Source organism: Phascolarctobacterium sp. Marseille-Q4147 (genome assembly GCF_017968825.1).
Classification (GTDB): Bacteria; Bacillota; Negativicutes; order Acidaminococcales; family Acidaminococcaceae; genus Phascolarctobacterium_A.
In genome coordinates this window covers 352923-372332 of the sequence record NZ_CP072874.1, presented here as the reverse complement: position 1 = coordinate 372332, position 19410 = coordinate 352923, and the positions used below count along the sequence as shown (strand labels likewise).

The 19410-nt window shown below is 46.2% G+C and carries 18 protein-coding genes and 1 tRNA gene; 15 read left to right on the top strand and 4 right to left on the bottom strand.

Annotation, left to right across the window (positions count from 1 at the left end):
* Positions 1 to 94 precede the first annotated feature (94 nt).
* From guaA to rpmA, 6 genes are all read left to right on the top strand, one after another.
* Positions 95 to 1648, top strand: coding sequence for a glutamine-hydrolyzing GMP synthase (guaA, locus tag KAH19_RS01655; RefSeq protein WP_210685475.1), 1554 nt, complete (start codon positions 95 to 97; stop codon positions 1646 to 1648).
* Positions 1649 to 1861: 213 nt separating this feature from the next.
* The gene (locus tag KAH19_RS01650; protein ID WP_246869393.1) at positions 1862 to 2614 is read left to right on the top strand and encodes an EFR1 family ferrodoxin; all 753 of its coding nucleotides are present in this window, start codon (positions 1862 to 1864) and stop codon (positions 2612 to 2614) included.
* 121 nt (positions 2615 to 2735) lie between these two features.
* On the top strand, positions 2736 to 4151 hold the full coding sequence (locus tag KAH19_RS01645) for an Rne/Rng family ribonuclease (RefSeq protein ID WP_210684846.1): 1416 nt from the start codon (positions 2736 to 2738) through the stop codon (positions 4149 to 4151).
* 129 nt (positions 4152 to 4280) lie between these two features.
* Complete coding sequence (rplU, locus tag KAH19_RS01640; protein ID WP_009145437.1) at positions 4281 to 4592, top strand: 50S ribosomal protein L21; 312 nt, start codon at positions 4281 to 4283, stop codon at positions 4590 to 4592.
* Positions 4593 to 4597: 5 nt separating this feature from the next.
* Positions 4598 to 4924: a ribosomal-processing cysteine protease Prp gene (locus KAH19_RS01635; RefSeq protein ID WP_256437807.1), complete on the top strand. Its 327-nt coding sequence runs from the start codon at positions 4598 to 4600 to the stop codon at positions 4922 to 4924.
* Between the two features lie 5 nt (positions 4925 to 4929).
* Positions 4930 to 5223, top strand: coding sequence for a 50S ribosomal protein L27 (rpmA, locus tag KAH19_RS01630; RefSeq protein ID WP_021720615.1), 294 nt, complete (start codon positions 4930 to 4932; stop codon positions 5221 to 5223).
* A 110-nt stretch (positions 5224 to 5333) separates the two neighbouring features.
* On the opposite strand, the gene KAH19_RS01625 is transcribed toward rpmA, so the two are convergent.
* Together KAH19_RS01625 and KAH19_RS01620 are read right to left on the bottom strand one after the other, a co-directional pair.
* Complete coding sequence (locus KAH19_RS01625; RefSeq protein WP_210684844.1) at positions 5334 to 6521, bottom strand: iron-containing alcohol dehydrogenase; 1188 nt, start codon at positions 6519 to 6521, stop codon at positions 5334 to 5336.
* 201 nt (positions 6522 to 6722) lie between these two features.
* On the bottom strand, positions 6723 to 7655 hold the full coding sequence (locus KAH19_RS01620; protein WP_246869392.1) for a DMT family transporter: 933 nt from the start codon (positions 7653 to 7655) through the stop codon (positions 6723 to 6725).
* Positions 7656 to 8128: 473 nt separating this feature from the next.
* On the opposite strand from KAH19_RS01620, the gene nrdD reads away from it, so the two are divergent.
* Together nrdD and nrdG are read left to right on the top strand one after the other, a co-directional pair.
* Positions 8129 to 10255, top strand: a complete 2127-nt coding sequence (gene nrdD / locus KAH19_RS01615; protein WP_021720612.1) for an anaerobic ribonucleoside-triphosphate reductase — start codon at positions 8129 to 8131, stop codon at positions 10253 to 10255.
* 18 nt (positions 10256 to 10273) lie between these two features.
* Positions 10274 to 10813, top strand: coding sequence for an anaerobic ribonucleoside-triphosphate reductase activating protein (nrdG, locus tag KAH19_RS01610; RefSeq protein ID WP_210684843.1), 540 nt, complete (start codon positions 10274 to 10276; stop codon positions 10811 to 10813).
* Positions 10814 to 10919: 106 nt separating this feature from the next.
* Here nrdG and KAH19_RS01605 read toward each other — a convergent pair whose 3' ends face one another.
* Positions 10920 to 11537, bottom strand: a complete 618-nt coding sequence (locus KAH19_RS01605) for an HD-GYP domain-containing protein (RefSeq protein WP_210684842.1) — start codon at positions 11535 to 11537, stop codon at positions 10920 to 10922.
* 500 nt (positions 11538 to 12037) lie between these two features.
* On the opposite strand from KAH19_RS01605, the gene KAH19_RS01600 reads away from it, so the two are divergent.
* The 6 genes from KAH19_RS01600 to KAH19_RS01575 all read left to right on the top strand — a co-directional run bounded on the left by KAH19_RS01600 (position 12038) and on the right by KAH19_RS01575 (position 17368).
* Positions 12038 to 12817 carry a basic amino acid ABC transporter substrate-binding protein gene (locus KAH19_RS01600; protein ID WP_371816684.1) on the top strand — a complete coding sequence of 260 codons (780 nt, stop codon included), beginning with the start codon at positions 12038 to 12040 and terminating at the stop codon, positions 12815 to 12817.
* Between the two features lie 97 nt (positions 12818 to 12914).
* Positions 12915 to 13682: a basic amino acid ABC transporter substrate-binding protein gene (locus tag KAH19_RS01595; protein WP_210684841.1), complete on the top strand. Its 768-nt coding sequence runs from the start codon at positions 12915 to 12917 to the stop codon at positions 13680 to 13682.
* A 52-nt stretch (positions 13683 to 13734) separates the two neighbouring features.
* Positions 13735 to 14385, top strand: coding sequence for an amino acid ABC transporter permease (locus KAH19_RS01590; RefSeq protein WP_009146117.1), 651 nt, complete (start codon positions 13735 to 13737; stop codon positions 14383 to 14385).
* An 8-nt stretch (positions 14386 to 14393) separates the two neighbouring features.
* A complete protein-coding gene (locus KAH19_RS01585; RefSeq protein ID WP_044484609.1) occupies positions 14394 to 15113 on the top strand; it encodes an amino acid ABC transporter ATP-binding protein in 720 nt (239 codons plus the stop codon).
* A gap of 82 nt (positions 15114 to 15195) precedes the next feature.
* On the top strand, positions 15196 to 16806 hold the full coding sequence (locus KAH19_RS01580; protein ID WP_371816692.1) for a gamma-glutamyltransferase family protein: 1611 nt from the start codon (positions 15196 to 15198) through the stop codon (positions 16804 to 16806).
* A 205-nt stretch (positions 16807 to 17011) separates the two neighbouring features.
* Positions 17012 to 17368 carry a molecular chaperone Hsp90 gene (locus KAH19_RS01575; RefSeq protein WP_210684839.1) on the top strand — a complete coding sequence of 119 codons (357 nt, stop codon included), beginning with the start codon at positions 17012 to 17014 and terminating at the stop codon, positions 17366 to 17368.
* Positions 17369 to 17973: 605 nt separating this feature from the next.
* Here the strand turns inward: KAH19_RS01575 and KAH19_RS01570 are convergent.
* Positions 17974 to 18048: transfer RNA gene (locus KAH19_RS01570), tRNA-Arg, on the bottom strand.
* 150 nt (positions 18049 to 18198) lie between these two features.
* Here KAH19_RS01570 and KAH19_RS01565 point away from each other — a divergent pair.
* The gene (locus KAH19_RS01565; protein ID WP_210684838.1) at positions 18199 to 19326 is read left to right on the top strand and encodes an AI-2E family transporter; all 1128 of its coding nucleotides are present in this window, start codon (positions 18199 to 18201) and stop codon (positions 19324 to 19326) included.
* Positions 19327 to 19410: the final 84 nt, after the last annotated feature.

The following is a 19410-nucleotide window of genomic DNA, read 5'->3' as shown; positions in this document are numbered from 1 at the left end:
TTTATGGTAATCTATAATATATTAAAAACGTATAATTTTTTACATAACTGCTATATAAGCAGCATGTTTATTTTTGAAGGAGAGTGAAGGATTGATGCAAAACAATGCACAAGAAATGGTGCTCGTAATTGACTTTGGCGGGCAGTATAACCAGTTAATCGCAAGACGCGTACGTGAAAGCGGTGTGTACTGCGAAATCGTATCCTATAAGCATAGCCTGGAAGCAATTAAGGCTAAAAATCCTAAAGGAATTATTTTTACCGGTGGTCCTAACAGTGCTTATCTGGAGGATTCTCCTACTATTGATCCGGAAATCTATACCTGGGGTGTACCTGTTCTGGGTATTTGCTACGGCAGCCAGCTGATGATGCATATGCTCGGCGGTCATGTATGCGTAGCTCCCGAGCGCGAATACGGCAAAACCGTTGTTGACCTCGACACTACCAGCCCGATGTTCGCCGGCCTTTCCGAGAAGAATGTTTGCTGGATGAGCCATAACGATTATATCGAAACCGCAGCTCCCGGATTCAAAATTGTTGCCAGCACTCCGAACTGCCCGGTTGCTGCTGCTGAGGATGAAGCACGTAAATTGTATTGCGTACAATTCCATCCCGAGGTTCTGCATACCGAAAACGGCACCAAGATGCTGAGCAATTTTGTTTACAATGTTTGTGGCTGTGCAGGAACCTGGAAAATGGATTCTTTTGTAGAGCAGACTGTTGCTGAGCTGAAAGAAAGAATCGGCGACGGCAAGGTGCTGTGCGCACTTTCCGGCGGTGTTGACTCCAGCGTTTGTGCCGCTATGCTGGCTAAGGCTATCGGCAAGCAGCTGACCTGCGTATTTGTAGACCACGGTCTGTTGCGCAAAAACGAGCGTGAAGAGGTTTGCGCTGTTTTCGGTGAAGGCGGTCAGTTCGATATCAATTTCATCTGCGTTGACGCACGCGAACGCTTCTACAGCAAGCTGGCAGGTGTAACTGCTCCGGAAGGCAAACGTAAAATTATCGGCGAAGAATTCATTCGCGTATTTGAAGAAGAAGCTAAGAAAATCGGTGCTGTTGACTATCTGGCACAGGGCACCATTTATCCTGATGTTGTAGAAAGCGGCCTCGGCGGCGAATCTGCAACTATTAAGAGCCATCATAATGTTGGCGGTCTGCCTGATTTTGTTGATTTCAAGGAAATCGTTGAGCCTCTGCGTGACCTGTTCAAGGACGAGGTTCGTCAATCCGGCCGTGAGCTGGGCCTGCCGGAAAATCTGGTAGCACGTCAGCCGTTCCCCGGTCCTGGTCTGGCAATCCGCATCATTGGCGATGTAACTCCGGAAAAGGTTGCTATCGTACAGGATGCAGATGCAATTTATCGCGAAGAGGTAGACAAGCTGCCGATGAGCGAGCGTCCGAGCCAATATTTTGCAGCTCTGACCAATATGCGCAGCGTCGGCGTTATGGGCGACGAGCGTACCTATGATTATGCTATCGCTCTGCGTGCGGTAACCACTACCGACTTCATGACTGCGGAGGTAACCATGCTGCCGTCGGCAACTATTACCACTGCGGCTAACCGTATCGTTAATGAGGTTAAGCATATCAACCGCGTACTCTTTGACTACACCACCAAACCGCCTGCTACTATTGAGTTCGAATAATTTCTGATACACTATAATAGTAAAAATTAATCCCTTAGCTGTGGGTAGAAAACTCATAGCTAAGGGATTTTTACGTTTGTACATATTTATCCGCTGGCCATATCCAGCTTTTTGCTTTACAATAATATTAAGATTGGCAAAAAGGAAAAGTGTTTGATAAAGCAGCTGCAGACAAATTATTATATGTATGCACAAAGCAAAGGAGGACTAAAAATGTCAGATAAAATGGAGGTTTATTATTTCAGTCCCACGGGAGGAACAAAAAAGGTAAGCGATATTTTTGCCGCTGCCGTAGGCAAAGATGCAGTATGGCATGATTTGGGAGATAAGCAAACGCCGACAAAGCAACCGCAGGGCGAGCTGATTATTGTTGCAGCACCTGTATTTGCCGGACGAATTCCTTCTGTCGTGCGTGAAAAAATAAAAACGCTTGCCGGTGAGGGGAAGCAGGCCGTAACTATTGCTGTTTATGGTAACAGGGCCTATGAAGATGCTTTGCTGGAGATGAATGACATTCTGATTCAAGGCGGCTTTACGGTAATAGCTTCCGCTGCCTTTGTGGCGCAGCATTCTATTGTGCCGGAGGTTGGCGCCGGCAGACCGGATGCTGAGGATATAAAAGAAATCCGTGCATTTGCAGAGGCAGTTAAGAACAGTACTTCTGCAGAAAATATTCATGTACCAGGCAATCGCCCGTATAAGCCGGAGATGAAGGTGCCGGCAGCGCCGCTTTCGCTGCCATCCTGCACTGCGTGCGGAGCATGCGCTAAAATATGCCCGACTGATGCTATTGCGATTATGGATGGCAAGATGGCTACGGATGCAGCAAAATGCATTCTTTGCATGGCCTGCGTTCATGCATGTACGAAGCAGGCAAGAATTCTTCCGCTACCATTGCAGCAAAAAACAGATAACATGCTTGCTGCATTCAAGGATGTCAGAAACAAGAATGAGGTGTTTTTCTAAGAGCTTTTGCTTAGATGCGCTTTAACGGCTTTTTAACATACAGAAATGCCGTTGCTTTTGCCAGCAGGCGTAATTTATGCTACAATATAATATCATGATTATTTAAGAGCGGAGAGTAGCGATGATAGCTAAAATAATTATAAGCGCCAACGAAGACGAAACCCGTATGGGGTTGCTGGAAAACGGAATATTGATGGAATATCTGGTAGAGCGCAAGGAAGAGCAGCATCTTGTAGGCAGCATATTTAAAGGTAAGGTCTGCAATGTAGTCCGTGGCATTCAGGCTGCCTTTGTTGATATCGGCCTGGAGCAAAATGCATTTCTGTATCTGGGCAATAAAAAGAATGTTACAGAAGGCCAAAGTCTGATAGTGCAGATATCTAAGGATGCACGCGGTACTAAAGGCCCTACCGCTAACCGCGAAATTACCTTGCCCGGACGCTATGTTGTACTGCTGCCGCAGGCGGATTATGTGGGTATTTCGCGTAAGATTACCGATAAGGAGGAGCGCGAGCGCCTGAACACTATTTGCGAGGGGGTACGTCCTGCCGGTATGGGAATTGTGGTGCGTACGGCGGCAACCGGTGTTGCGCGTGAGCTTTTGGAGCGCGATGTGCAGGAGCTGGCTGCTGACTGGAAGGTGTTGGCGGCACGTGAGCGTGTAGCGAAGGCTCCCTGCCTGCTGAGGCGTGAGCTTGATTTGCCTATCCGTATTGTGCGCGACTATCTGCGCCCGGAGCTGACGGAAATCGTGATTGATAATCTGCCGATTTATAAGCGTGTAGAAGAGCTGCTGGCCGAGATGCCGCAGGCACAAGATATCAGGGTAACGCTGTATCAGGGTCTGGAGGATATCTTTGAATATCATAAGCAGGGCGAAGCAGTTGCCGGCATCAGCGACAGACAGGTGACGCTGCCTAGCGGCGGTTATCTGGTTATTGACCATACTGAGGCGATGACTGTTATTGATGTTAACAGCGGCAAGTTCAGCGGACGTGAAAATCTGGAAGAAACGATTATGCAGATTAACCGTGAGGCGGCGCTGGAGATTGCGCGTCAGCTGCGTTTGCGTGATATAGGCGGCATTATAGTAGTAGATTTTATTGATATGCACACCGATAATCACAAAAGAGAGATTATGAACTCTTTGCAGCAGGCGCTGAAGGGTGATAAAATGCATCCCAAGGTGCAGGATATTACGGTACTGAATTTGGTGGAGATTACCAGAAAAAAATCGCGTCAGAATTTATCAAGTGTATTATATACTCCCTGCCCGGTATGCAACGGCAGCGGACGTGTGCAAAGCAGAGAAAATCTTTCTTTGGAAATCAAGCGTCGTCTGCGTACCTTGCTGAAGCGTCGCAGCAGTTCGAAAAATCTTTTGATTACCGCTAATCCATGGCTGGCAGAGTGGCTTGTAAGCAAGGATTTGCGTGCCTGGGAACGGGAACTGGCCTGCTCCCTAAAGGTTGAGGCAGATGCTTCCCTGCATGTAGAAAGTTTTATGATTTTAGATAACAGCGGTGTTGACAAATAGCAGACATTAAGGTAAAATATTCCAGTATGGACTGATTTGGTCCGTCCCCAACCGCGCAGAGAGGTTCTGAAAATCCCTGGCGTCAGGGTACCGTATTTGGCGAGTCTATCATTAAGGGAGGTGCAATAGATGTACGCAATTATCAAAACCGGTGGCAAACAATACCGCGTAAGCGAAGGCGAAACTCTGCAAGTTGAAAAACTGAACGCAGAAGTTGGCGCTGAAGTAGTTTTTGAAGAAGTTCTGACCGTTGTAAATGATGCTGATGTTAAGATTGGCAAGCCCGTAGTTGAAGGTGCAAAAGTTGTTGCTAAAGTTGTTGAACACGGCAAAGCAGACAAAATTTTCGTTTTCAAATACAAAGCTAAATCCAACTACCGTAAACGTCAAGGTCATCGTCAACCGTTCACTACTGTTGAAATCACCGCTATTAACGCATAATTTTTATGGTAAGTGTTGATTTATTCAGGAACAAGCAGGGTATGATTACCGGCTATAAGGTCAGTGGTCATGCTGGTTTTGCTGAAGAAGGCTCAGACATTGTCTGCAGCGCTGTTTCCGCTCTGACACAGGCTCCCTTGCTTGGCTTGGAAAAACATTTGAAACTCAATCCGTCCTATGTCGTTAATCAGGAGGACGGAATCTTCGAGGTAGCATTGAACAGTGCTCCTACCGACCTGACAGAGGCTATATTGCAAACCATGATTTATGGAGTGGAATCAATAGCGCGTCAGTGTCCGCAATATGTTCGCATTCAAGAACATAGGAGGTGAAAGTAATGTTTGAAATTATTCTGCAATTACATGCACATAAAAAAGGTACTGGTAGCTCCCACAACGGTCGTGACTCTAACGCACAACGTCTGGGTACCAAAGCTCATGACACCCAGCTGGTAACCGCTGGCAGCATCATCGTTCGTCAACGTGGTACTAAATTCCATCCGGGCAACAATGTTGGCATGGGCAAGGACTACACTATTTATGCTAAGGTTGAAGGTCGCGTTAAATTTGAACGCAAAGGCCGCGACAAACGCCAAATCAGTGTATATCCTGTTGAAGAAGCAGCAATGTAATCTTCATAAAAATTACTCCGTAACCCTTGGGTTACGGAGTTTTTTGTATTTCCGGCACTTAAAGTATAAAAAGCTTCCCGCAAAGGGAAGCTTTTGGTGTTATAAGCCGGTTATTTTGCTGCGCGATAGATATTTTCCATATCTTCGACACTCAGTACCTTGAACTGGCCGATGGTGCGCGTATTCATAAAGCTGCATTTATATGCCAGCTCTTTGATTTCATCTTCTGTGAGGTCCTTGCCGATAAGCTCGTGAATGCTTGTAGGCATACCGATATGGTGGAAGAAGCTTTCCATTGCAGCAATGCCTTCTAAAGCTGTAGCTTCGGGATTGCGGAAGTTATAGGGAATATGGAAAATGTTAGTTGCCAACTGTGCAAAGCGTCCGATATTTTCTTTATATACATAGCGTGCCCAGCTACCCCAGACTGCTGCCAGGCCTGCACCGTGAGCAACGCCGAACATGCTGCTCAGCTCGTGCTCCAGCTGGTGGCAGGACCAGTCTCCAAAGGTGCGGTCACCGGTGGTTTCATTGTGCGACAGGGTACCGCTCCACATGATTTCGGCGCGTGCATCGTAATTATCCGGCTCTTTGAGCGCAATTTTTGCATAGCGCATAACATTGCGCAGCAAGGTTTCGGCAATGCCGTCGATTAGTGCCAGCTGATGTGTGGCAGGAGCGGTAAAATAACGCTCCAAGGTATGTACCATGATGTCGGTGCAGCCGCTGGCTGTCTGGTAGGCAGGCAATGTATATGTAAGCTCAGGGTTCATAATAGCGAATTTGCAGTAGCCGTAGTCGGTAGAAAGGCCACGCTTGAGCATGCCGTCCTCGTTGGTGATAACGCTGCAGTTGCTCATTTCGCTGCCTGCTGCCGCGATAGTCAGCACAGCGCCGAGCGGAGCGCAGGCGGTAATCTCTTTTTTCTTGGCATAATAATCCCAAACATCTCCGGGGTTAGCTAGGCCGTAGCCAATGCCCTTGGCGCTGTCGATAACACTGCCGCCGCCGACTGCGAGAATAAAATCAACGTTCTCCTCACGGCAAAGCTCTACGCCCTTCTTAACCATGGAAAGCTGCGGATTAGGCACAACGCCTCCAAGCAGTACGTACTCCAGGCCTGCGTCATGCAGGCTGGCGCAGACGCGGTCCAGCAGACCGCTTTTCTTGGCGCTGTGGCCGCCGAAGTGTACGAGTACCTTGTGGGCACCGTAATATTTACACCATTTACCTGCTTCATTTTCGGTATTTTTACCGAAGATTATTTGTGTAGGTGCGTGAATCTGAAAATGATCCATAATATCAGCTCCTTGCCAGTAATAATTTATCATTGTTTAAAAGGTAATAAAAGAATAACAAAAAGACTGCCTGAGGTTGCAGGCAGTCTCTCTCAAAAACAAAATCCGGAGAGGACTGACATACAGCTATCAGGAATCTCTCTTACTTTGCTTATTATAGGAAATTATTTTTTCTTTGTCAATTTATTTTAAGTGTAAGGCTTAGCGCTTCTTTAATCCCAGTATTTCCTCCGGCAGCTGCGCCAAAGTAATTGCCGCAAAAACCAGAGCACAGCCAAAGATTTCACGGCTGCTCATAGCCTGTCCCAAAATAAGCCAGCCGCTTACCAGTGCGAAGGCTGATTCCAGACTCATCAGCATGCAGGCAACCAGGGAGCTGACATGTTTTTGACCGACAATCTGCAGCGTGTAGGCTACACCGCTGGACATGATACCGGCGTAGGCGATAGGTGCCCAGCCTGCAATAATATTGCTCATGGATGGTGTTTCGAAAATAAACATTAGAACACCGTTGACAACGGTGCAGGTCATAAATTGTATGAGTGACAGGCGCACGCCGTCAAGATTTTTAATGATATTTTCTATGGCGATAATCTGTGCAGCGAAGCAGAAGGCACAGATGAGTGTGTATAAATCACCTTTGTTGATAGAGAAGCCTTCGTTGATGCAGATGAAGTACATGCCTACGGCTGCTACAAAAACGCTGAGGCCCTGCAGCAGGGAAACGGAGCGACGGTAGAAGATATAGCTCAAAACAGGTACCAGAATGATATAGAGTGCTGTAATAAAGCCGCTTTTGCCTACGGTGGTGTACATTATGCCAAGCTGCTGGAAAAAGCAGGCGAGTGAGAGGAAAAGACCACAGGTGATGCCGCCCTTAAGCAGACGTTCTTTATAAATAGGGTCATCACTGCCTAAAACAGTAAAGCGCTTACCTGCCGCTTTGTCGAACAATAGGCAACAGCCAAATAAAAAGACAGTAGCTAAAACACTGCGCGCGCAGTTGAAGGTTAATGGTTCGGCGTAATCGCCGCCGACGCTTTGCGCGATAAAGGCAGTACCCCAGATGAAGGCACACAAGGTGAGCATGAGAACGCCGCGTGTACTGTGATTATTTGCTGATGAATTATTCATAAACAACACCCCTATAACAAAACAATAAGATGAAAATAATTATACCATATTTTGCAGTGCGTGTACAAAGGTAACAGCTTGAAAAATCGCTGCTGAAGGGATAATTTTGAGCTGTTTTTCTGCGGAACATTTCCTCTCGCAGGACTTTTTTGTAAAGCGATTAGCTGAAAATAGGAAAAATAAGGCGAAATGCTAAATTGGCGAAAAAATCGTCTACAAAGAATTTTATCAACATATTGATGAATTTATCTTTGACACCTACGACATATTGTGGTAGAATAAAGCTACAGAAAATGCTACGCTGAACCGTAGCTGTTTTTTATGATTAAGACAAGGCTTTGACCGTTACGGTCAGAGCCTTGAATAACGTATAGGTGTATTTTAAGAATAACTTATGGATTTTTGCTCTTAGTTATTATACGAAGATATTGATTTATAACTTTGATTTTTACAAGAAAGGATGCTGAAAGGTTATGAAAGTAATTAAGCGCGATGGCACAACAGTAGATTTTGATGCCGCAAAGATTGTCGTTGCTATTCAAAAGGCCAATGCTGCCGTAGAACCGGAATTTCGTATTGAGGAGGATAAAATCCAGGAAATTGCGGATAGCGTACAATCTCGTAACCGTATGCGCCTGCTTGTAGAAGACATTCAGGATATGGTAGAGCATAGCCTGATGGATGCAGGTAAATTTGAGCTGGCAAAGCAGTATATTATTTACCGTTATAAACGTGCTCTGGTGCGTAAGGCCAACACTACCGACGATTCTATTCTGTCCTTAATCCGCAACAGCAATAAGGACGTTATGGAAGAAAACAGTAATAAAAATGCAACGATGGCTGCTACTCAGCGCGACCTGATTGCCGGTGAAGTTTCCAAGGATTTGACAAAGCGTATCATGCTGCCGGCAAAGATTTCCAAGGCGCATGAAGAAGGCGTGCTGCATTTTCATGATGCTGACTATTTTATTCAGCCTATTTTCAACTGCTGCCTGATTAATATCGGCGATATGCTGGATAACGGCACGGTTATGAACGGCAAAATGATTGAAAGCCCTAAAAGCTTCCAGGTTGCCTGCACCGTTATGACACAGATTATTGCATCTGTTGCTTCCAGCCAGTACGGCGGTCAGTCTGTTGATATCCGTCATCTGGGCAAATATCTGCGTAAGAGCTATGAAAAGTTTAAAAAGAGCATCAAGGAAACCTCCGGAGGCAACATTGATGACGAAACTCTGGAGCGTCTGACAAATGAGCGCCTGCGCTATGAGCTGAAGGGCGGCGTACAGACCATTCAGTATCAGATTAATACATTAATGACTACCAATGGACAATCTCCGTTTGTTACCCTGTTTTTGAACTTGCAGAAGGATGATCCGTATCTGAAGGAAAACGCTATGATTGTGGAAGAAATTCTGCGTCAGCGTCTGCAGGGCATTAAAAATGACAAGGGCGTTTATGTAACCCCGGCCTTCCCGAAGCTGGTTTATGTTCTGGATGAGCATAACTGCCTGAAGGGCGGCAAGTACGATTACATTACACGTCTGGCAGTAAAATGCAGCGCTAAGCGTATGTATCCTGATTATATCAGCGCTAAGAAGATGCGTGAAAACTACGAAGGCAATGTATTCTCCCCGATGGGCTGCCGCAGCTTTCTGTCTCCTTGGAAGGATGAAAACGGTAACTATAAATTCGAAGGTCGCTTCAATCAGGGCGTAGTTTCTCTGAACCTGCCGCAGATTGGCATTGTTGCCAAAGGCGATGAGCAGAAGTTCTGGAAATTGCTGGATGAGCGTCTGGAGCTGTGCTTTGAAGCGCTAATGTGCCGTCACAATGCGCTGAAGGGCATTAAGAGCGATGTCAGCCCTGTACATTGGCAGTACGGTGCTATTGCCCGTCTGGGTAAGGGCGAAACAATAGACAAGTATCTGGAAAACGGTTATTCTACCATTTCTCTCGGCTATATCGGCCTTTATGAGCTGACCAAGCTGATGAAGGGCGTAAGCCATACCGATCCTGCAGGCGAGGATTTTGCCCTGCGCGTTATGAACCGTCTGCGCGGTGCCTGCGATAAATGGAAGGCACAGACTGGCCTTGGCTTCGGTTTGTACGGTACACCGGCAGAAAGCCTTTGCTACCGCTTCGCACGTATCGACAAGGAACGTTTCGGCACGATTGAGGATGTTACCGATAAGGGCTACTATACTAACTCCTATCATGTTGATGTACGCGAGAAGATTGATGCTTTCAGCAAATTTAAATTTGAAAGCCAGTTCCAGAATATTTCCTCCGGCGGTGCGATTTCTTATGTAGAAATTCCTAATATGCGTCACAACACCGAAGCATTGGAAGAGGTTGTCAAATTCATTTATGATAACATCCAGTATGCGGAGTTTAATACCAAATCCGATTACTGCCATGTTTGCGGCTTTGACGGTGAAATTACCATTAATGATGATAATGAGTGGGAATGTCCCGCATGCCACAACAAGGATCACTCCAAGATGACGGTTATCCGCCGTACCTGCGGTTATCTGGGAGAGAACTTCTGGAATGTAGGCAAGACTAAGGAAATCAAAGCCAGAGTAATGCATCTGTAATTTGCGAGGTGAGGGCGTATGAATTACGCAGAAATAAAAAATCTGGATATTGCTAACGGACCGGGCTTGCGTGTATCGCTGTTTGTCAGCGGCTGTACGCATCATTGCAAGGGATGCTTTAACCCGGAGTCCTGGAATTTTAATTACGGTCAGCCTTTTACGGAAACAACGCAAGAGCATTTGCTGGAGCTCTTGGAAAACGAACATATCCGCGGCCTGTCGCTTTTGGGCGGTGAACCCTTCGAGCCTGCTAATCAGGCAGCGCTGTTGCCGTTCCTGCGCAAGGTAAGAGCACGCTTCCCCAAGAAGGATATCTGGTGCTACAGCGGCTATGATTTCGAAAAGGATATGCTGACAGGTAACCTGGGACCTTGGGAAATTACCGAAGAAATGCTGTCCTATATTGACGTACTGGTAGACGGAGAATTTAAGCTTGAGCTGAAGAATCCTAATCTGCGCTTTCGCGGCAGCGAAAACCAACGCGTTATCCTGGTGCAGGAATCGCTGAAGGCAGACGGCATTGTACAATGGGATGATGGCGAAGGCTTAAGCATCTGATAAGCAGTGCGTTTACAAATTTAAAAAAATAAAGCATCCCTGCTCGCAGGAGCAGGGATGCCCGGAAAAAGAAATAGCATTGTCGGTCTTGGCAGGACTGACAATGCTATTTTAATTGTGTGCGTAATGCTTGTGGGATAACTGATTCAATAAAGGCTTTAACTATTGCCGGATCAAAATCGAGACCTGCCTTGTTCTGCAGCTCGATGATAGCGTCGGCGTGAGTTTTTTGCCAATGCTGGGTACAGGGGTTAAGGTTGCGGTCATAATAGTTGGCAACAGCAACTATGCGTGCACCGATAGGAATATTTTGGCCCTTAAGGCGTTTGGGATAACCTGTACCATCCCATTTTTCATGGTGGGCGCGAATGATATCGCTGATGGTATCAAAGCCGGGAATGTTCTCCAGCATGCTGGAGCCTGCAATACAGTGACGTTTATAAATAGACTGTTCGCGCGTAGAAAGAAACGGCAGCTTAGCCAAAATAATATTGGGTACGGAAAGCTGACCGATATCATGTAGCAGCGCTGCTGTTTTTATCTGCGAAACTTCGCTGGCAGGCAGACCGAGCTTTGCAGCAGTGCTGGCAGAATAATTGGCAACCTGCTGACTGTGCAGATAAATTTCTCTATTTTTAATTTCCAACATTCTTAAATAGAACTCGCAGATATCCTTCGTCAGGCGAGCATCTGCAAAGTCCAGGCATTGAGGTATAGCAATCATAAAGCGTGTTTCCTTTTTTTCCGTTCAATATTGAGTACCAATAGTATAGCACTTTTTGACAAAAGATAAAAGTATGCAGAGCTATTGACTTGCAAAAAAAATTTTTTCCCATTATAATAGATAGGACAACTCAGGTCTGTGGTTGCAAGTCGATGCCAGTTGCAGGCGAAACGATCCACGTAAGCAGCAAAATTTTGCTGTGAGCACGGTGCAGCTTAGAAGTAAGTCCTGCCGCAAAAAAATTATGGGCGAGAGAGGTAGTAGTGGGGAGCGGAATGCTTAGGAGCGAACCTTCCAGCAGGCGAGTGTGGGGGCGAAAACCAGGTCAGCTGAGTTGTTTTTTTGTTACCTAAATTACAGTTTGCTGTATTTTGAAAAAAAATGCGGCAAATTTTTATTTTTATACTGTTTTTTTTCATAAAAATACTTTACCTTGCGGGTATTTAGGTATATAATGTACGTATCTCAAAAATGGCTTACAATATCGAAAGGGGAAATTGATGATGAAGAAGATTTTGTTTTTAGTTATGGCAATTCTGGCTGCTGTTTCTATGATGATTGCCGGCTGCGGCGGTGGCGATAAAAAAGCTGCTGAACCGGAAAAGGTACTGCGCGTTGGTACAGAGCCTACCTTTGCACCTTTTGAATTCCAAAAAGAGGGCAGCAAAAGCTATGATGGCTTTGATATGGATCTGGCACGTGCTATCGGCAAGCAAATGGGTTACAAGGTTGAAATTGTCAGCATGGGCTTTGATGCTTTGATTCCGGCACTGAACTCCGGTAACATTGATGTTGTTGCTGCAGGCATGAGCATTAATGAAGAACGTCAAAAGGCTGTTACCTTCTCTGAGCCTTATTATACTTCTGGCCTGATTGTCATGGTAAATAAGGACAACAACGAAGTTAAGAGCGTTAAAGATCTGGAAGGCAAACGTATTGCCTGCCAAATCGGTACTACCGGTGAAAAGAATGCCAGAAATGTTGCTAACGCTAAAGTAACTGCTTTCAACACTAATGATGAAGCTGTTATGGAACTGAAAAACAAAGGCGTTGATGCGATTATCAATGATAGTCCTGTAGTTGGTTATTACCTGGCACAGGGCGGTAACACCAGCATGAAGACTGTTGGCGATATCATGGAAGCAGAGCAATATGGTCTGGCTGTTAAAAAAGGCAATGATAAGCTTGCGGGCGAAATCAACAAGGCTTTGGCTGAGTTGAAGAAAAATGGTGAATATGACAAGATTTACAAAACCTGGTTTGGTGAAGTAAAGAAATAATATTTTGTTCACTACGGAGCACGACAGGGTTTAATTGCCGGACGTGCTCCGTTTGATATTAAAAAAATAGAAAAGAAAAAATGAGGGGGACCAACAAATGAAAAAGGTATTAGTATTTTTAATGATGGCTATTATGGCCTGTAGCATGCTGCTGACCGGTTGCGGCGGTGAGGAAAAAAAGGCTGCTGACAGCGCTAAGGTTTTGCGTGTCGGCACTGAGCCTGTATTCGCACCGTTTGAATTTCCTAAGGAAGGCAGCAAGGATCTGACCGGCTTTGATATTGAGCTGATTGAAGCTCTTGGCAAGCAAATGGGCTACAAGGTTGAAATGGTAAGCATGGGCTTTGATGCTCTTATTCCGGCGCTGAATTCCAACAATATTGATGTTGCTATTGCCGGTATGACCATTACTGACGAGCGTAAAAAGGTTGTTGATTTTACTGAATCCTATTACACCTCCGGTTTGATGATCATGGTACGTAAAGACAGCAATGTAAAATCTATCGATGATTTGAAGGGTAAAACTATTGCCTGCCAAATCGGTACTACCGGTGAAAACAAATCCAGAACTGTTGAAGGTGCTAAGGTAAAGGCATTCAATACTCAGGACGAGGCTTCTCTGGAGCTGAAAAACGGCGGTGCTGATGCTGTAATCGGTGATGCTCCGGTTGTTGAATACTATATGACCAAAGCAGGCAAGGACTTTGCTAAAACTGTTGGTGAAAGAATGGAAGCTGAGCCTTATGGTATTGCTGTTAAAAAAGGCAGCAAGCTGGCTGGCGATTTAAATAAAGCTTTAGCTGAATTGAAAAAGAGCGGCGAATATGATAAGCTTTATACTAAATGGTTTGGAGAGAAAAAATAAGCAGTGGTTCTCTCCAGCCTGCAACTAAGAATTTAGAAGGGATTGGGAGAATATGAATTTTGAGCTTATGGCAAATTCGTTTCCGCTTTTGCTGGCCGGTGCCGCTATTACCGTAGAGATTACGGCGATGAGCGTTACCTTCGGTCTGCTGATTGGCTGCATGATCGGTATTGCGCGCTTGTGCAGCATTAAGCCGTTGCGTTATTTTGCCAATGTTTATGTCGATTTTATCCGCGGCACCCCGCTGTTGGTACAAATCTTCCTCGTGTATTTTGCGTTGCCGAACATTATCGGCAGCCGTGTTGATCCGTTTGTGGCAGCAATTTCCGCCTGCTCCATCAACAGCGGTGCGTATGTTGCCGAAATCTTCCGTGCAGGCATTCAGTCTATCGACAAGGGCCAGATGGAAGCAGGCCGCAGCCTCGGCATGACATGGGCACAGACTATGCGCTATATCATCATGCCGCAGGCCTTCAAGCGCATCATTCCGCCTCTGGGCAATGAATTTATTGCGATGCTGAAGGATTCCTCTCTGGTTTCCGTTATCGGTTTCGAAGAGCTGACTCGTCGCGGACAGCTGATTATTGCCCGTACCTACGCTTCCTTTGAAATCTGGATGGCTGTAGCTATTATCTATCTGATTATGACCTTTGCTGTTGCAAGGTTTACCGGTTATCTGGAGCGGAGGTTTGACACAAAATGAGCAAGGAAATGATTGTAATCAAAGATCTGAAGAAAAGCTTTGGTGATCTGCACGTACTCAAGGGTGTAAACCTGACTATTGCGGAAAAAGAGGTTGTTGTTATTATCGGCCCCAGCGGCAGCGGTAAGAGTACTCTGCTGCGCTGCATCAACTTTTTGGAGGAGCCTACCGGCGGCAGCATTGTTATCGACGGTATTCCTCTGAACGGTGAGGCTAATATCAACGAAATCCGCAAGGAAGTAGGCATGGTATTCCAGCGCTTTAATCTGTTCCCGCATATGACTGTTATGCAGAATCTGATGCTGGCACCGATGAAGGTGCGCGGCGTTTCTAAGGATGAGGCAGAAAAGACTGCGCATATGTACCTGAAAAAGGTTGGCATGGAAGATAAAGCCAACAATTATCCTGATCAGCTCAGCGGTGGTCAGCAACAGCGTGTTGCTATTGCGCGTGCGCTGTGCATGAAGCCGAAAGCTTTGCTGTTTGACGAGCCGACAAGTGCTCTTGACCCGGAAATGGTTAACGAGGTTCTGGATGTTATGAAGCAGCTGGCTAACGAAGGCATGACCATGGCTGTTGTTACTCACGAAATGGGCTTTGCCCGTGAGGTTGGCGACCGTGTATGCTTCGTAGACGGTGGCAAGATTTTGGAAGAGGGAACTCCTGAGGAGATTTTTGGCAATCCGAAAGAAGAACGCACCAAAAACTTCCTGTCCAAGATTTTATAATTACTTGATTTTTATTAAAAGCACATCTGTAAAGGTGTGCTTTTTTCAACTAATCATCATTTATGGAGTGATAATTATGCAAATGCAATTCGACGGACAACAATATCCTTACGCTTCGCGCCGTCGCGTAGTTTATGGCAGACGCGGTATGGTCTGCACCTCGCAGCCATTGGCCTCGCAGGCGGGCCTGCAGATTTTGCAGCAGGGTGGCAACGCTGTAGATGCAGCCATCGCCACGGCGATTTGCCAGACCGTAGTGGAGCCTACGAATAACGGTCTTGGCAGTGACTGCTTTGCGATTGTCTGGGTAAAGGATAAGCTTTATGGTATCAACGGCAGCGGTTATGCGCCGCAGAACCTGACGGCGGAGGCAGTGCGCGCTGCAGGCTATACAGATAAAATGCCGTTCAGAGGTTGGCAGGCTGTGACTGTTCCGGGGGCGCCTTCAGCCTGGGCGGAGCTGCACAAGCGTTTCGGCTGTCTGCCCTTTGCGCAATTATTTGCCCCGGCAATTGATTATGCGGAAAACGGTTATCCTGTTTCGCCGATAGTAGCACGCTTCTGGCAGGAGGGCATTGAGGCGCTGACGCCGTATAAGGATAATCCTGCTGTTGCGCCCTGGTTTGCAACCTTTGCTCCCCAAGGCGTGGCACCACGCACAGGCGAGCTGGTGCGTTTGCCTGACCATGCCAAAACACTGCGCCTGTTGGCGGAAAGCTATTGCGAAAGCTATTATCGCGGTGAGCTTGCCGAAAAAATTGTCGACTTCAGCGAAAAGACCGGCGGTTGCCTGACTTTGGCAGATTTGGCTGATTATAGGGCAGAATTTGTTGAACCTGTGCATATTAATTATCGTGGCTATGATGTGTGGGAGATGCCGCCAAACGGTCATGGTATTACGGCGCTTATGGCCTTGAATATTCTTAAGGGCTTTGAATTCGACGGACGTGACAGTGTAGCAACACTGCATAAGCAGATTGAGGCTATGAAGCTAGCCTTTGCCGATGGCATGCAGTATATTGCCGACCCGCGCTATATGCGCATTAAGGTGGAAGCTATGCTGAGCGAGGAATATGCAGCCAAACGCCGTGCACTGATTGGCGAGCAGGCCTTGCTGCCGGAAGCAGGCAAACCGTTCTGCGGCGGTACTGTTTATCTGTGTACTGCAGATAATGAAGGAAATATGGTATCCTTTATTCAAAGCAACTACAAAGACTTTGGCAGTGGCGTTGTGCTGCCTGGTTATGGCATCAACTTTAATGACAGAGGCGCAGGCTTTAGCTTAGACGAATCTTCGGATGATTTCCTGCTGCCGCGCAAAAAGCCTTATCATACAATTATCCCCGGCTTTTTGACTAAGGATGGCGAAGCTGTTGGTCCGTTTGGTGTTATGGGTGCCTATATGCAGCCGCAAGGTCATGTTCAGGTGCTGATGAATACGATTGATTTCCTGCTGAATCCGCAGGCTGCGCTGGACGCACCGCGTTGGCAGTGGATTGATGGGCGCGAGGTGTGGCTGGAGGACCGCTTTGCGCCGGAGATTGTTGAAGAGCTGCGCAAGTTAGGGCATGAGGTGCGCGTTATGAGTGATTACACCAGCTTTGGCAGAGGTGAAATTATTTGGCGCTGCGCTGACGGCGTACTGGCGGGAGCAACGGAGCCGCGTGCCGACGGAACTGTGGCTGCTTGGTAAGATTATACGCTTTGGTGTATGAATATAATACTTTCTGATGTGCGCAGTGGCAGTAATTTTAGCGTTATGTAGGTATATAAATGATACTACAATAGTAACCTTGCGGTAACCTGCGCACATGAAAGTGCGTACTTTACAGGTCTGCACTTTGGTATTATAATCTGTACTGATGATGCTCAATGCATCACAAGGAGGTTAACAGATTATGACACAAGAAACTTTGAATTTTGTAAAAGAACAAACTGAAGCTTTGATTGCTGCTCATAGCTGCAGCGCCGAAGCAAAGGCTGCTGCTGAAAAATGGCTGGCAGATGTTGGTACTGCAGAAGAAGCAGAAGCAACCAAAGCTTATATTGCAGAGCTGGAAGCAGACATCATGCCGATTGACGGCCTGATTGCTTTTGCCGATTCCGAAGCAGGCGTTGGCGTTTTCGGCGCTGAGCTGGCTAAAAATATTCTGGCACATGCTAAGGAAATCAAGGCTGCCGGTGCGGAGTATTGCGACTGCCCGGCCTGCGCTGCCTGCAAAGCAATTCTGGATAAAAAGGCAGAGCTGCTTTAATTAATCTTCAAAAATAACATTAACCGCTCGTATCTCAGGTGAAGGTGAGATGCGGGCGGTTTTTTGTTTGTAAAAAGCTTTTTCTTTTTGGAGCGTCCGAGAAGAATCAAACCTCCGCACACGGTTCCGGAGAAATAGCATGCTTGTTTGGCAATGATTTTCAAAGTTATAAACTACTTGTCTTTAGCTGTTGGATATAGTATAATAAACATAGAAAAAGTGCTACCGATAGACGGTTGCCCTTAGAAAATGTTAGTTAAAAATAACCGCTCGTTTTCCTAGGACGGGGCGGTTATTTTTTTGCGTTTTTACCGAGTTCATAGCCGAATTTGACACAAGCCAAACCGAAGCCTAATAATGCGAGGACTTCAAGAATATTCATCGGCGCCACCCTCTTTCTTGTAGATTTCCATAAGGATATGGATTCTTGCAATAGGAGAGCCGCAAAGCCCTCCGAGGAGAGCAACCGCCTACCGCTGTGGTAGCACTAATTAATTTTAACATACGTTTGCAGAAAAGTGAATATAGAGGAATATAAAACCGGTCGATAATATTAGTGCATAAAAAATCCCTTCCCAAACAAATGGAAAGGGTACTTTTCTTTTTGGTGCGCCTGAGAGGAATCGAACCTCCGCACACGGTTCCGGAGACCATTGCTCTATCCACTGAGCTACAGGCGCAAAAACTACAATGGAATTATACCACAGATGTGAAACTTATGCAAAGAAAAGCCTTCTTTTTTGTCTTGTGCGCGCTTATATGTTACAATAGTATTATTAATTTAATGAGCATGTATTACCTTGGACATGCGCTTTGAATAGAGGTTGCTTATGAAAGAAAGAAATCCTTATTGTCTGCTGGCCTTTGCAATTGTGCTTATCTGGGCGCTGTGGAATTACAATGTCAGCCTAAAACTGCTGGCTGGTATATATGATGTTTTGCTGCCGTTTGTCATTGGCGGTTGCATGGCTTTTATCGTCAACGTACTGATGAAGAAGCTGGAGCAATATTGGCGCAGAATTTTTAAGCAGAGCGTGGTATCGCGTTTCGAGCGTCCAGTGTGTTTGCTTTTGAGCCTTGCAATCATTATCGGCTTTTTGGCCTTTTTTGTGCTGACGATTGTGCCCGAGCTGCACGCCAGTATGAAAATGCTTGTTAAGATGCTGCCGCCGGCGTTGGCCAAGCTGAATATTTATCTGCAGCAGAAGGCGCAGGAGCTTTCCTTCTCGGCAGATGAGCTGGCTGTAGTACAGGCGCAGGCTAAGGAAGTTTATCAGACGCTGCTTAATTATCTGCAGAACAACAAGCGTCTTTTGCTGGAGCAGACGTTTTTGGCAACGGCATCACTTCTGGAGGTGCTTACAAGCTGTGTTATCGGGTTTGTAGTAGCAATCTATTGTCTGCTGGAAAAGCATCGATTAGTGCGCAACTTTAAATGCGTAATTTTTGCTTTCTGCTCGAAGGAGCGTGCTGCTTATATTCTGCATGTTTTGCAGACGGCAGAGCAGATTTTCCGTGGCTTTGTAGGCGGACAGCTGGTAGTGGCGCTGCTTTTGGGCGTGATGTATTTCGTCAGCATGAAGCTTTGCGGCTTTCCCTATGCGACGGTAATTTCGCTGCTGGTGGCTGTGCTGAGCCTGATACCGATTCTTGGTACCTTAATCAGTGCTCTTATCGGCTGTTTTTTAATACTGGTGGCCGCGCCGGAGAAAATCTGGTATTTTATCATATTATATATTGTGCTGCAGCGCATCGAAGCTGATTTGCTTTATCCTAAGATTGTGGGCAAGGCTGTAGGTCTTTCGGAGCTGTGGGTGCTGGCGGCGGTGACGATTGGAGCAAGCATTGGCGGTGTTGCCGGTATGATTGTCTGCGTACCGCTGTTTTCCGTAATTTATGCTTTGCTGGCTGAAAAAGTTAAGCATCTGCTGGCAGAGAAAAATTTACATAATTTATAAGATTTGTTAGGCACTTGGCGCCAAAAGTGCTATAATAATAAATTGATTGTAAGCCTGTTATCTGCAGGAAGCCTTGAAGATGAA

Bases quoted from the DNA above. Each gene is read 5' to 3' on its own strand.
- KAH19_RS01605 (WP_210684842.1), bottom strand. From the start codon at position 11,537: ATGATTGCTATACCTCAATGCCTGGACTTTGCAGATGCTCGCCTGACG.
- KAH19_RS01585 (WP_044484609.1), top strand. From the start codon at position 14,394: ATGATTGTAATCAAAGATCTGAAGAAAAGCTTTGGTGATCTGCACGTA.
- nrdD (WP_021720612.1), top strand. From the start codon at position 8,129: ATGAAAGTAATTAAGCGCGATGGCACAACAGTAGATTTTGATGCCGCA.
- KAH19_RS01650 (WP_246869393.1), top strand. From the start codon at position 1,862: ATGTCAGATAAAATGGAGGTTTATTATTTCAGTCCCACGGGAGGAACA.
- rplU (WP_009145437.1), top strand. From the start codon at position 4,281: ATGTACGCAATTATCAAAACCGGTGGCAAACAATACCGCGTAAGCGAA.
- nrdG (WP_210684843.1), top strand. From the start codon at position 10,274: ATGAATTACGCAGAAATAAAAAATCTGGATATTGCTAACGGACCGGGC.
- KAH19_RS01600 (WP_371816684.1), top strand. From the start codon at position 12,038: ATGATGAAGAAGATTTTGTTTTTAGTTATGGCAATTCTGGCTGCTGTT.
- KAH19_RS01575 (WP_210684839.1), top strand. From the start codon at position 17,012: ATGACACAAGAAACTTTGAATTTTGTAAAAGAACAAACTGAAGCTTTG.
- KAH19_RS01625 (WP_210684844.1), bottom strand. From the start codon at position 6,521: ATGGATCATTTTCAGATTCACGCACCTACACAAATAATCTTCGGTAAA.
- guaA (WP_210685475.1), top strand. From the start codon at position 95: ATGCAAAACAATGCACAAGAAATGGTGCTCGTAATTGACTTTGGCGGG.
- KAH19_RS01595 (WP_210684841.1), top strand. From the start codon at position 12,915: ATGAAAAAGGTATTAGTATTTTTAATGATGGCTATTATGGCCTGTAGC.
- rpmA (WP_021720615.1), top strand. From the start codon at position 4,930: ATGTTTGAAATTATTCTGCAATTACATGCACATAAAAAAGGTACTGGT.
- KAH19_RS01590 (WP_009146117.1), top strand. From the start codon at position 13,735: ATGAATTTTGAGCTTATGGCAAATTCGTTTCCGCTTTTGCTGGCCGGT.
- KAH19_RS01635 (WP_256437807.1), top strand. From the start codon at position 4,598: ATGGTAAGTGTTGATTTATTCAGGAACAAGCAGGGTATGATTACCGGC.
- KAH19_RS01620 (WP_246869392.1), bottom strand. From the start codon at position 7,655: ATGAATAATTCATCAGCAAATAATCACAGTACACGCGGCGTTCTCATG.
- KAH19_RS01645 (WP_210684846.1), top strand. From the start codon at position 2,736: ATGATAGCTAAAATAATTATAAGCGCCAACGAAGACGAAACCCGTATG.
- KAH19_RS01580 (WP_371816692.1), top strand. From the start codon at position 15,196: ATGCAATTCGACGGACAACAATATCCTTACGCTTCGCGCCGTCGCGTA.
- KAH19_RS01565 (WP_210684838.1), top strand. From the start codon at position 18,199: ATGAAAGAAAGAAATCCTTATTGTCTGCTGGCCTTTGCAATTGTGCTT.